Source organism: Proteus appendicitidis (assembly GCF_030271835.1).
In the GTDB taxonomy this organism is placed as follows: domain Bacteria; phylum Pseudomonadota; class Gammaproteobacteria; order Enterobacterales; family Enterobacteriaceae; genus Proteus; species Proteus appendicitidis.
In genome coordinates, this window is the sequence record NZ_CP127389.1 from 2,394,765 (window position 1) to 2,408,653 (window position 13,889).

The following is a 13,889-nucleotide window of genomic DNA, read 5'->3' on the forward strand; positions in this document are numbered from 1 at the left end:
TTACAAAAATTTCGTTATTCAAGACAGAGTTAAAGCTCGGTGAATTTCATACTGGATTGTTATTCTTTGAAAAGAGTTCAACGCAGAGAAAAACAAGGTTGGCATTCTATCACTGGAAAGCATAATTATCTAAGAATTATAACTAACTATTGCGTTTTATCATAGTTACAGGCATTTGTACAAAATAGTTATGCGATTAAAAAAACATCAAACAAAATAACTCACTGATAATCAATAATTTATTTTCTACTTAATTATCGCTATATAAACAATTAAGCTATGCTACTGCTTATCTCTATTTTGCTAAATTAGCACTTATTGAATAACAGCGATAAAAAAATACCAGTAGCAATTTGTTTTAACTGATTAAAATAACGCCAACAAAACACATTCCTTGACTTAATTTCCATATTTCCTCCATTTTTAACCGTGAAGAAACAGGTAGAATGTCACCATTCCAGATTTTCATTTCAGTATTTCTGATTAGCTAGTTGCCAGTGGGATCACAAAAGTAATGAATAAAAACAAAAATGCTAAAAAAAGAGTTTCTCTTATTATTGCTTTAATTGTCGTAATCGCAGGAGGTTACGCTTATTGGCAATTTAATACAGCAAAAACAGTGTCGCCTGAAAATAAAGAAACTCAAGCAACAAGCTCACAAAGCCGAGGTACAGCTGGATCTCGTCGCCCTCCTTTACCTCCTGTTCAAGTTGCAACATCAACACAAGAAGATGTGCCTCAATTTTTATCTGCTTTAGGTACGGTAAAAGCCACTAACAGTGTAACCGTCACTAGCCGTGTTGAAGGTCAATTAATGGCATTACATTTCACCGAAGGGCAACATGTTCAAAAAGGTGATTTATTAGCTGAAATTGACTCTCGCCCATTTGAAGTTCAATTAGCTCAAGCCAAAGGACAACTTGCAAAAGATCAGGCTACATTAGCTAATGCACGTCTTGATTTAGCGCGTTATCAGAAATTAGCAAAAACCCATTTAGTCTCACAACAAGAGTTAGATAATCAGCAAGCTTTAGTTAAACAGTCTGAAGCCAGTATTCGTATTGATGAAGCCACTATCAGTAATGCACAACTGCAACTCACTTACAGCAAAATCACGGCACCTATTTCTGGGCAAGTAGGTTTAAAACAAGTTGATGTGGGTAATTATATTTCTGGTGGTTCATCTACGCCTATCGTCGTTATCAATCAAATGGATCCGGTTGATGTGCTTTTTACATTGCCAGAACAAGATCTCGCGAATGTTATTCAAGCACGTAAAAATAATGCTGATTTACCCGTCACCGCATTAGATAGAAATAATCAATTTGAATTAGCTAAAGGAAAATTATTTAGTGTTGATAACCAAATTGATGCAACAACGGGCACGATTAAATTAAAAGCACGCTTCCCTCAACAAGAGACGACACTGTTTCCTAATCAGTTTGTAAATGTCCGTCTTTATGTCACCACATTAGAAAAAGCCGTTGTTATTCCTAATGCAGCTTTACAAATGGGCAATGAAGGTCACTTCGTTTGGGTTGTAGACAGTGAAAATAAAGTGAATAAATTAGGTGTTGAAGTTGCCTTACAAAATGCGGAAAAAGTGGTAATAGCCTCTGGTTTATCAGCAGATCAGCGTGTTGTAACCGACGGTGTGGATAGATTAACGCAGGGTGCAAAAGTCGATATCGTGACACCTACGGCACCAAAGACGAAAGAAAATAACCGTGTTGTTGCGGAGAAAGCGTAATGACTGAAAAAACACACGGTACAGGTGGGGGACCTTCTCGCTTATTTATTCTACGCCCTGTTGCAACAACTTTATTTATGGTTGCCATACTCCTCGCAGGGATTGTCGGCTATCGCATGCTTCCCGTCTCTGCATTACCTGAAGTTGATTATCCCACTATTCAGGTCGTTACTCTCTATCCCGGAGCAAGCCCTGATGTAATGACATCAGCAGTTACTGCGCCATTAGAGCGCCAATTTGGACAGATGTCCGGATTAAAACAGATGTCGTCACAAAGCTCTGGCGGTGCATCGGTGATCACACTGATGTTCCAATTAACATTACCCTTAGATGTTGCAGAGCAAGAAGTACAAGCTGCAATAAATGCGGCTACTAATCTGCTCCCCTCTGATTTACCTTATCCACCGATTTACAGCAAAGTAAATCCGGCTGATCCGCCTATTTTAACCTTGGCGGTTACTAGCTCCACATTACCGATGACACAGTTGCAAGATATGGTTGAAACCCGTATCTCGCAAAAAATTTCACAAGTTAATGGCGTAGGTTTGGTGGCATTAGCAGGTGGTCAGCGCCCTGCTGTTAGAGTCAAACTCAATGCTCAAGCCGCAGCATCTTACGGTTTAGATAGTGAAAAAATTCGTGTAGCAATCAATAATGCGAACGTTAACTCCGCGAAAGGGAGCCTTGATGGGCCAACTCGCTCTGTGACGTTATCTGCAAATGATCAGATGAAATCATTAGAAGATTACCGTCAATTAATCGTTACTTATAAAAATGACGCGCCTATTCGTTTATCTGATATCGCAACTATTGAGCAAGCGCCTGAAAATAATCAATTAGGTGCATGGGCAAATAATGAGCAAGCAATTATTATCAATGTTCAACGACAACCCGGTGTTAATGTTATTGATACCACTGATAATATTCGTAATTTATTACCTGATTTAGTCTCTAATTTACCAAAATCCGTTAATGTTGAGATCTTAACCGACAGAACCACCACGATCCGCGCTTCAGTTAAAGATGTGCAGTTTGAACTTGGTTTGGCTATCGCCCTTGTGGTAATGGTCATTTATCTCTTTTTACGCAATGGTGTCGCAACCTTAATTCCAAGTATTGCCGTACCGCTTTCATTAGTGGGTACGTTTGCCGTGATGTATTTTTGTGGATTCTCTGTCAACAACCTCACGTTAATGGCATTAACCATTGCAACAGGCTTTGTTGTCGATGATGCCATTGTCGTGATTGAAAATATTTCCCGTTATCTTGAACGTGGTGATAAACCGTTAACAGCCGCTTTAAAAGGTGCCGGTGAGATTGGTTTTACCATTATTTCACTCACTTTCTCTCTGATTGCTGTGCTGATCCCGCTGTTATTTATGGGTGATATTGTGGGGCGCTTATTTAGAGAGTTTGCAATCACCCTTGCTGTTGCCATTCTTATCTCTGCGGTAGTTTCGCTCACATTAACGCCAATGATGTGCGCTCGATTGCTAAAACCTGAAAATGAAATCAAACACAACCGTTTTGAAATGGCGTGCGAGCGTTTCTTTGAAAGAATGATTGCCGTGTATGCAGTTTGGCTCAAACGTGTTTTAAACCATCAATGGATAACACTTGGCGTAGCCCTTAGCACATTAGTACTAACTGTATTGCTATATATGTTTATCCCTAAAGGCTTCTTTCCATTACAAGATAACGGGCTATTGCAAGGTACTATTGAATCCTCACAATCTATTTCTTATCAAGCAATGGTAGAAAAACAACAGCAAGTCGTTGATAAATTAATTGATGATCCGGCTATTGATAATATTGCTAGTTTTGTGGGTATTGATGGAAGCAACGCAACCTTAAATACAGGTCGTTTGCAAATTACGTTGAAGCCTCTTGATCAAAGGGATTCCCGTATTGATGTGATTATTCCTCGTTTACAAGAGCGTATTGCTTCTATTTCAGGAATGACGCTCTATCTGCAACCAACTCAAGATTTAACGATTGATACGCAAGTTTCTCGTACTCAATATCAATTTACGTTACAAGCAACATCATTAGATGAATTAGCTTATTGGGTACCTAAGCTCTCTCAAGCACTAAAAGATAGCCCAGAATTAACGGATATCAGCAGTGATTGGCAAGATGGCGGCATGATGGCGTATATCAAAGTGGATAGAGACTCGGCAAGCCGTTTAGGTATTTCAATGAGTGAAATAGATAACGCACTTTATAATGCTTTTGGTCAGCGTTTAATTTCAACTATCTACACTCAAGCCAATCAGTATCGCGTGGTATTAGAACAAGATATTCGTAATGGTGATGGATTACAGGCACTTTCAGCCGTGCATTTAACGGGTAAAGATGGGGCGATGGTACCTTTATTATCTATTGCATCCGTTGAGCAACGCTTAGCGCCACTTTCTATTAATCATCAAGAGCAATTTCCTTCAGCAACATTCTCATTTAATGTCGCTGAACAATCGTCTCTTGAAGAAGCGGTGAAAGCAGTGAAATTGGCTGAAGAGCAAATTTCTATGCCAAAAGATATTACCACCCAATTCCAAGGGGCGACGTTAGCATTTGAAAGTGCGCTTTCAAGTACTTTGTGGCTAATTATCGCGGCAATTGTCGCAATGTATATTGTATTAGGTGTGCTGTATGAGAGTTTTATTCACCCTATTACCATTTTATCTACACTACCAACAGCAGGTGTCGGTGCATTATTGGCTTTAATCGCCGCAGGCAACGAGCTTGATATTATTGCGATTATTGGGATCATCTTACTTATCGGGATCGTAAAGAAAAATGCGATTATGATGATAGACTTTGCTCTTGCCGCTGAGCGAGAACAAGGTTTAACACCTTATGAGGCTATTTATCAAGCATGCTTATTACGTTTCCGTCCCATCTTAATGACCACAATGGCAGCGCTTTTAGGTGCTTTACCTTTAATGTTAAGTACTGGTGTTGGGGCAGAATTACGTCAGCCATTAGGGGTTTGTATGGTTGGTGGCTTAATTATGAGCCAAATTTTAACCCTATTTACAACACCGGTAATTTATCTGTTATTTGATAAATTATCGCTCTATATCAACCGTAATAAACACGTTGAGAATAATAACGGGGCTGTATCATGAAGTTCTTCTCCCTCTTTATTCAACGACCAGTAGCAACCACATTGCTCAGTTTAGCGATTTCACTTTGCGGTGTATTAGGCTTTATGTTACTTCCTGTGGCACCTTTGCCACAGGTGGATTATCCCGTTATTAATATCTCTGCCTCTTTACCTGGGGCATCTCCTGAAACCATGGCATCCTCTGTGGCAACACCGCTTGAGCGCTCTTTAGGGCGTATTGCGGGCATTGATGAAATGACATCAAGCAGTTCGCTGGGGAGTACCAATATCACACTGGTGTTTGATTTAAACAAAAATATCAATACCGCAGCTCGTGATGTACAAGCGGCATTAAACGCTTCACAAAGCTTATTACCATCAGGTATGCCAAGCCGTCCGCGTTATTATAAATCGAATCCTTCTGATGCACCGATTATGATCTTAACGCTCACCTCTGATACCCAAAATACAGGGGAGCTTTACGATCTCGCCTCAACTCGCTTGGCACAAAAAATCTCGCAGATTGAGGGTGTCAGTGAAGTTTCTGTCGGTGGAGGATCATTACCCGCGATACGTGTTGCTCTCAATCCTGATGCGTTATTTAACCAAAATGTCAGCCTTGATGATGTCAGAAAAGCGATTAGCCAAGCGAATGTGCGCCGACCTCAAGGCTTCGTAAATAATGACGAGGGGCGCTGGCAAATCCAAACTAACGATGAGCTGAGTAAAGCCGCTGAATATCGCCCAATTATTGTGCATTACAATCAAGATGCTGTTGTGCGTCTAAGTGATGTGGCACAAGTCACAGATTCCGTACAAAACTCACGAGCCGCAGGAATGAGTGGCGGAGAGCCTGCTATCTTACTGGTTATTCGTCGTGAAGCGGGTGCCAATATCATTGAAACCGTCAATCGCATTCGTGAAGAGCTTCCAGAATTACGTGAGCTTATTCCTGCCAGTGTTGATTTAAAAGTTGCACAAGATAGAACCCCTACTATTCGCGCATCCCTAGCGGAAGTTGAACGTGCGTTAGCCATTGCGGTGGCGTTAGTCATTTTAGTCGTGTTCTTATTTTTACGCTCAGGTCGCGCCACGCTGATCCCAGCAATTGCTGTACCCGTTTCATTAATTGGTACTTTTTCAGCCATGTATCTCTGTGGCTTTAGTTTAAACAACCTTTCATTAATGGCATTAACTGTGGCTACGGGCTTTGTGGTTGATGATGCGATTGTGGTGCTTGAAAATATCTCTCGCCATATTGAGAATGGTTTAAAACCTAAAGATGCTGCGTTGAAAGGGGTTGGTGAGGTTGGTTTTACTGTTCTTTCGATGAGTCTTTCTCTTGTTGCTGTTTTTATTCCATTACTGTTAATGGATGGTCTCGTTGGGCGACTATTTAAAGAATTTGCGATCACCTTAACAACCGCTATCGCTATCTCACTATTTGTTTCTCTAACGCTAACCCCAATGATGTGCGCGCATTTATTAAAAGGGATAAAACCGAAAGCACAGTCGCATTTACGGGGGTTTGGTAAGTTACTTTTCCGCGCTCAGCAAGGTTACAGTGTCACATTACAAGCCGCCTTACGCCATAAACGCTGGGTTATGGCGATTTTTCTCGCCACATTGGGCTTAAATATTTATTTATATATCAGCGCACCAAAAACCTTTTTCCCCGATCAAGATACGGGTCGTTTAATGGGATTTGTGCGTGCTGACCAAAGTATTTCATTCCAATCGATGAAAGAAAAAATGACCCGCTTTATGCAAGAAATTAATGCCGATAAAGACGTTGATAGCGTAACGGGTTTTACTGGCGGAGGACGCATTAACAGTGGATTTATGTTTATTTCCCTTAATCCACTGTCAGAACGTACAGATAGCGCCAATAAAGTGATCGACCGTTTACGAGCCAAACTCGCTAATGAGCCGGGAGCGAATCTCTTTTTAATGCCAGTGCAAGATGTTAGAGCGGGTGGACGCCAAGCGAATGCCAGTTATCAATTTACATTATTAGCAGATGATTTAAGCGAATTGCGTAAATGGGAGCCTATTGTTCGTAAAGCGTTAGGCGAATTACCTCAGCTTGTAGACGTTAACTCTGATAAAGAAGATAAAGGCGCTGAAATGGCACTGACTTACGATCGCGATACGATGTCGCAATTAGGTATTAATGTCAGTGATGCCAATAATCTGCTGAACAATGCTTTTGGTCAACGACAGATCTCCACCATTTATGCGCCGCTAAATCAGTATAAAGTGGTGATGGAAGTCTCTGAACAATATACCCAAGATGTCTCTGCGTTAGATAAAATGTATGTGGTCAATTCACAAGGTGAACGTATTCCATTATCCGCATTTGCAAGTTGGTATCCTGCTAATGCACCATTAAGTGTGAATCACCAAGGATTATCTGCATCTTCAACAATTGCCTTTAATATTCCCGAAGGCTATACATTAGCTGATGCCATTGATTCTATTGAACGCACAATGACAGAGTTAGGTGTACCTAATACCGTCAGAGGCACCTTTGCAGGAACCGCGCAGATTTTCCAAGAAACCATAAAATCACAGCTTATTCTTATCTTAGCGGCGATTGTAACGGTCTATTTGGTATTAGGTGTGCTGTATGAAAGCTATATTCATCCTCTGACCATTTTATCTACCCTGCCGTCTGCGGGCGTAGGTGCGTTGTTAGCATTACAGCTTTTTAATACACCTTTTAGTCTGATTGCACTTATTGGCATTATGTTGCTTATTGGTATTGTGAAGAAAAACGCCATTATTATGGTGGATTTTGCAATTACCGCGCAGCGCGAAGGCAAGTTATCAGCTAAAGATGCCATTATTCAAGCCAGCTTATTGCGTTTTCGTCCTATTATTATGACAACGCTCGCGGCTTTATTTGGCGCGTTGCCATTAATGTTAGGTAGCGGAGATGGGGCCGAGTTAAGACAACCTTTAGGGATAACAATTGTAGGTGGTTTATTAATGAGCCAACTACTGACCCTTTATACAACCCCGGTTATTTATCTATTTTTTGATGGATTGCGTGAACGTTGGCAACAACGACGTATCAGCAAAAAAGAGGCAAATGCATGAAATTGAGAAGCAAGCTGTTCTTAGTCATATTCGCCACTTGTATGGCCGTTGTGCTTGCGATGCATATCGGTATTCGAGGTAGCTTTCAGCAGGGATTTATTGGCTATATCAAAAAAAACAGCGAACAGCGTGCAACTCTTTTAGCTGAAGCCTTAACAGATCAATATGCAATAACGGGTGATTGGCGTTTTCTCAATAGAGATGATCGTTCTCTTTATCAAATATTACGTAGTATTGACCAAATAAGCCAAAGTGGTGAAGGACCTGCGCCAAGGGGCTGGCGTACTCAGTTTTGGATCGTTGATAAAGAGATGAAACGTTTATTTGGTCATGATAATCAATTTCCTGAAGAGATATTCAAAAAGCCCATTACTTCTCATGATGAAATTGTCGGTTGGGTGATTGTCAGTGCCGCTGATAAAATCAGCAGTGAAGCGGATATTAGTTTTGATAAACAACAACTGCGTACCAGTTGGATAATTGCAGGTTTAGCAGTTCTTTTTGCTTTACTCATCACACTTATTCTTTCTCGCAATATGATACGCCCTGTTAAACGACTGGTTGAGGCAACACATAAATTAGCGGCTGGTGATTTTTCTGTTCGTGTGACGCCCACCAGTAAAGACGAGATCAGCCAACTCGCTACCGATTTTAATCAACTTGCCAGCACACTAGAAAAAAATGAGCAAATTCGTCGCGATTATATGGCTGATATCTCACATGAATTGCGAACTCCCCTTGCCATTTTAAAAGGGGAACTTGAAGCGTTGCAAGATGGTGTCAGAAAGCCCACAGCAGAAACACTAAACTCCCTTTTATTTGAAGTCACAAATTTGACTAAATTGGTGGGTGATCTCCACCAGCTTTCATTATCAGACAGAGGCTCGTTAACTTATCGTAAAGATTTTATCGATATTAATGAGGTGATTTTGTTGGCGGTGGCTTCTTATCGTCACACCTATCAAACTAAAGATATTACACTACTCACCGAATTAGATGATTTATCTCCACTGATTGTGCAAGCCGATCCTGATAGGTTGATCCAGCTTTTCCATAATCTGTTAGAGAATAGCGTACGCTATACTTATTCAGGTGGGCAATTGCATATCAGAACTAAAAAAGAACAAAATCATGTTGTTATTTCATTAGAAGATAGCGCTCCTGGGTTAGATAGCGCTCAATACAAAATTGTTTTCCAGCGCTTTTATCGCGCAGAAAACTCACGAAATCGTGCAAGTGGAGGTTCAGGTTTAGGTCTTGCAATTTGCGAAAATATTGTTGAAGCTCATAATGGTAAGATAAGTGCGATGCCTTCCTCTTTAGGTGGCATGAAAATCCTTATAGAATTACCTGCATATTCTGATGATCTTTAAGCCTAATAACTATTGAGCCAATAAATGACAGTATCTGAATCCCTCTATTCAATTCTGATTGTTGAAGATGAACCTAAACTTGCCCAATTGCTTATTGATTACCTTCAAGCATCAGGTTATCAGACTCATTGGTTAGCAGATGGTGCTGAAGTGAGCCATTGTGTAAAACAGCAACACTACGATTTAATACTATTAGATCTGATGTTGCCCGTTAAAGATGGCATTACGATCTGTAAAGAGTTACGTCAGTTTTCAGATATTCCAATCATTATGGTGACGGCTAAAACAGAAGAAGTTGATCGATTACTCGGACTTGAGATTGGCGCTGATGACTATATTTGCAAACCCTATAGCCCAAGAGAAGTCGTCGCCAGAGTCAAAACGTTATTGCGTCGTTTTTATCGACCACAAGATATTATCCAAAGTGATAAATTAGTGGTCATTGATGAGCAGGCTTATCAAATTCAATACAACAATAAAATTCTCGATTTAACCACTGCTGAATTTCGTTTACTAAAAGCCTTAGCGACTCAACCGGGCAAAATATTAACCCGTGATCAATTAATGGATCATCTTTATGATGACTACCGCATTGTGACGGATAGAACCATTGACAGTCATATTAAAAACTTACGACGTAAACTTGAGCAACTTAACGATCAAATTGAATTTATTCGCTCAATTTACGGTCAAGGCTATCGTTGGGAAACCCAAGCTTACCGTTTTCGATGATATTTTTTCAGGAATACATTGAACCTCGCTACACTTAAGCGCTAGAATCCACCCCTTTATGATATACCCCTACCCAATGTGTGGGGGACTGACTTGAAATCAGAACCAGGAAATTAACCATGTTTACACCCGAATTGCTCTCCCCTGCTGGCTCCTTAAAAAATATGCGCTATGCCTTTGCTTATGGCGCAGATGCCGTTTATGCAGGTCAGCCACGTTATAGCTTACGTGTGCGTAATAATGAGTTTAACCACGAAAACCTTGCTAAAGGTATTCAAGAAGCCCACGAATTAGGTAAACGCTTCTATGTTGTGGTTAATATCGCACCGCATAATGCTAAATTAAAAACCTTTATCCGTGACCTAAAACCCGTCATTGATATGGGACCTGATGCGCTGATTATGTCTGATCCGGGTTTGATCATGATGGTGCGTGAAGCCTTCCCTGAAATGGATATCCACCTTTCAGTCCAAGCCAATGCGGTTAACTGGGCAACCGTAAAATTCTGGCATCAAATGGGATTAACTCGCGTGATCCTTTCTCGTGAACTCTCTATTGATGAAATTGCTGAAATTCGTAAGCAAGTACCAGATATGGAATTAGAAGTGTTTGTTCACGGTGCTTTATGTATGGCTTACTCCGGCCGTTGCCTATTATCTGGCTATATCAATAAGCGTGACCCGAACCAAGGTACATGTACTAACGCTTGCCGTTGGGAATATAAAGTCGAAGAAGGCAAAGAAGACGATGTCGGTAATATCGTTGAAAAATACACGCCAATTCCAGTTAAAAACGTAGAGCCTACTTTAGGTGTTGGCGCGCCAACAGACAAAGTCTACTTAATTGAAGAAGCTAAACGCCCTGGCGAATATATGACTGCGTTCGAAGATGAACACGGTACTTATATCATGAACTCTAAAGACTTACGTGCGATTGAGCACGTTGAGCAATTAACACAAATGGGTGTGCATTCGCTGAAAATTGAAGGTCGTACTAAATCCTTCTATTACTGCGCCCGTACTGCACAAATGTATCGTCGTGCAATTGATGATGCAGTTGCTGGTAAACCTTTTGATCCAACATTACTAACAACATTAGAAGGCTTAGCACACCGCGGTTATACCGAAGGTTTCTTACGTCGTCATACCCATGATGCGTACCAAACTTATGAATATGGTTATTCTGTCTCTGACACGCAACAATTTGTCGGTGAATTCACAGGTAAACGCGTAAACGGCTTAGCTGAAGTTGATGTTAAAAATAAATTCGTTTTAGGCGATAGCCTAGAATTAATGACACCAACAGGAAATATTCAATTTACGTTAGAAACACTGTTTAACAAAAAACAGCAGCCAACAGATGTTGCACCAGGTAATGGTCACATGGTTTATTTATCTGTTCCTGAAGATGTTGATTTAGATTTTGCACTGCTGATCCGCAACCTACAAGGTACAACAACACGCCAACCGCATAAAATTGATGCGGTAGAAGTGAAGTAAAGCGTCATAATCTGATTTAATGTGGTCAATTTCAAATACAGATCACATCAATAATAATTTGTTTACCGTATCATCAGTTCCGAAAAATAAAGAACTAGAATGAATACAGTAAGACTAGGAACCACCTCCTTGGCAAATCCAATCTCCCTTGGATTTGCCTTTTCTTTTTGTCCCCTTCTTATCAACGTCCTTTTGTCTAAAACACACGCCCTTTTTCGTTATCATTTGTAAAAAAAATAGTAATTTTCTCGATATCCGTTACCTTTAAAAGAGTGATTTAATTAAAGGAACTCATCAATGAGTAAAATTAGTTTGCTAATCATTAATGGAAAAAGCGCGAATAATAACGCATTGAGAAAAGCCGTTTACCAATTACGTGATGAAGGTTTTGATCTCCAAGTCAGGGTTACTTGGGAGTCCTGTGATGTACGGCGTTTTGTACAAGAGGCTATTGATATAAATGCTGAAACGGTGATTGCTGCGGGAGGTGATGGCACAATTAATCGTGTTGCTTCTGAACTTATTCATTTATCACCTTCATCGCCGCCAACCCTTGGTATTATTCCATTAGGCACAGCAAATGATTTTGCCACCAGCGCACAAATCCCTCGTGATATGGAAAATGCACTTAATTTAGCCGTTAAAGGTCGCGCAAGACCTATTGATATTATTGCCGTTAATAAGACCCACTATTTTATCAATATGGCAACAGGCGGCTTTGGAACAAAGATCACAACAGAAACCCCTGAAGCCTTAAAATCAGCATTAGGTGGAGCTGCCTATTTTATTAATGGTCTTTTAAGTATTGACGCTTTAAAAGCGGATCATTGCACAATTGAAGCAGAAAATTTCCACTGGGAAGGTGAGTCTCTTATTTTAGCTATCGGCAATGGACGTCAAGCGGGTGGAGGACAAAAACTGTGTTCCGAAGCCTTAATTAATGACAATAAACTCAATCTTACCATCGTTGAAGCTCACGAACTTCTCCCCTCAATTTTAAGCAGCATGTTTGATAGCAAGAAAAATGACAAGATAATCGAGCGAGAAAGTCGCTGGGTAAACATTAGTGCTTCTCATGAAATGGTATTTAATTTAGATGGAGAACCCCTTTTAGGGAATAAATTTGAATTTATTGTGTTACCTGAAGCGATCCACTGCCGGTTACCGCCTCAATGTGACTTGTTATCTTAGTGTAGATAAATGACAATCACTCTCATCTCATCATGAACTGGAGTATGTAATGACTGATATAGTAAGTTTGTTAGGTACTGATGCAAAATCATTATTAGAACATCGTTGCCAAACCATCCCAAGCGAAAATCTCTACCTGCCAGGTTCTGACTTTGTTGATCGTGTTATGATTGATAACAATCGCCCTAATAGCGTGTTACGTTCAATGCAAACCCTGTTTAATCACGGGCGTTTAGCGGGAACGGGTTATCTGTCTATTTTACCTGTTGACCAAGGTGTAGAGCACTCTGCCGCAGCCTCTTTTGCAGCAAATCCACTCTATTTTGATCCAAAAAATATTGTTGAATTAGCTATTGAAGCGGGTTGTAACTGTGTTGCTTCTACTTATGGTGTTCTTGCTTCTGTTTCTCGTCGCTATGCACATAAAATCCCTTTTCTTGTGAAATTAAACCACAATGAAACTCTAAGCTACCCAGCGCAATATGACCAAACACTGTATGCCAGTGTAGAACAAGCCTTTGAAATGGGTGCTGTTGCCGTGGGTGCGACTATTTACTTTGGTTCACAAGAAAGCCGTCGCCAAATTGAAGAGATTTCAATGGCCTTTGAGCGCGCACATGAATTGGGTATGGTCACTGTATTATGGGCTTATTTGCGTAATCCAGCCTTTAAGAAAGATGGTGTAGATTACCATGCAAGTGCAGACTTAACTGGTCAAGCAAACCATTTAGCCGCGACAATTGGCGCGGATATCGTTAAACAAAAAATGGCTGAAAACAACGGTGGCTTTAAAGCAATTGGTTTTGGTCATACTGATGAGCGCGTTTACACAAAACTCACCACTGAAAACCCCATTGATTTAGTCCGTTACCAATTAGCCAACTGCTATATGGGTCGTGCAGGATTAATAAACTCTGGTGGCGCTTCAGGTAATAATGACCTTGAAGATGCTGTACGCACTGCGGTTATCAATAAACGTGCAGGTGGTATGGGTTTAATTTTAGGGCGTAAAGCGTTCAAGAAATCAATGAAAGACGGTGTTGCACTAATTAATGCAGTACAAGATGTTTATCTGAATAAATCTGTCACTATTGCTTAACCGATAGATTTAAATGTGAAAGCCACTCAAATGA

General features: G+C 40.4%; 8 protein-coding genes. All 8 read left to right on the plus strand.

Annotated features, from left to right (window positions below; genetic code table 11):
* Positions 1 to 514: 514 nt before the first annotated feature.
* Complete coding sequence (locus QQS39_RS11200; protein ID WP_285804534.1) at positions 515 to 1,750, plus strand: MdtA/MuxA family multidrug efflux RND transporter periplasmic adaptor subunit; 1,236 nt, start codon at positions 515 to 517, stop codon at positions 1,748 to 1,750.
* Complete coding sequence (locus tag QQS39_RS11205) at positions 1,750 to 4,881, plus strand: MdtB/MuxB family multidrug efflux RND transporter permease subunit (protein WP_151435429.1); 3,132 nt, start codon at positions 1,750 to 1,752, stop codon at positions 4,879 to 4,881. Before QQS39_RS11200 ends, QQS39_RS11205 begins: the two co-directional genes overlap by 1 nt.
* Positions 4,878 to 7,961, plus strand: coding sequence for a multidrug efflux RND transporter permease subunit MdtC (gene mdtC / locus QQS39_RS11210; protein ID WP_285804535.1), 3,084 nt, complete (start codon positions 4,878 to 4,880; stop codon positions 7,959 to 7,961). Before QQS39_RS11205 ends, mdtC begins: the two co-directional genes overlap by 4 nt.
* A complete protein-coding gene (baeS, locus tag QQS39_RS11215) occupies positions 7,958 to 9,334 on the plus strand; it encodes an envelope stress sensor histidine kinase BaeS (RefSeq protein WP_196736201.1) in 1,377 nt (458 codons plus the stop codon). Before mdtC ends, baeS begins: the two co-directional genes overlap by 4 nt.
* Positions 9,335 to 9,358: 24 nt before the next feature.
* Positions 9,359 to 10,066 (plus strand): envelope stress response regulator BaeR, encoded by a 708-nt coding sequence (gene baeR / locus QQS39_RS11220; RefSeq protein WP_151435432.1) that lies wholly within the window; start codon positions 9,359 to 9,361, stop codon positions 10,064 to 10,066.
* A gap of 119 nt (positions 10,067 to 10,185) precedes the next feature.
* On the plus strand, positions 10,186 to 11,565 hold the full coding sequence (gene trhP, locus QQS39_RS11225) for a prephenate-dependent tRNA uridine(34) hydroxylase TrhP (protein WP_151435433.1): 1,380 nt from the start codon (positions 10,186 to 10,188) through the stop codon (positions 11,563 to 11,565).
* 297 nt (positions 11,566 to 11,862) lie between these two features.
* On the plus strand, positions 11,863 to 12,756 hold the full coding sequence (gene yegS / locus QQS39_RS11230) for a lipid kinase YegS (protein WP_196736202.1): 894 nt from the start codon (positions 11,863 to 11,865) through the stop codon (positions 12,754 to 12,756).
* A gap of 49 nt (positions 12,757 to 12,805) precedes the next feature.
* A complete protein-coding gene (fbaB, locus tag QQS39_RS11235) occupies positions 12,806 to 13,855 on the plus strand; it encodes a class I fructose-bisphosphate aldolase (protein WP_151435435.1) in 1,050 nt (349 codons plus the stop codon).
* The last annotated feature ends 34 nt before the right edge of the window (positions 13,856 to 13,889 follow it).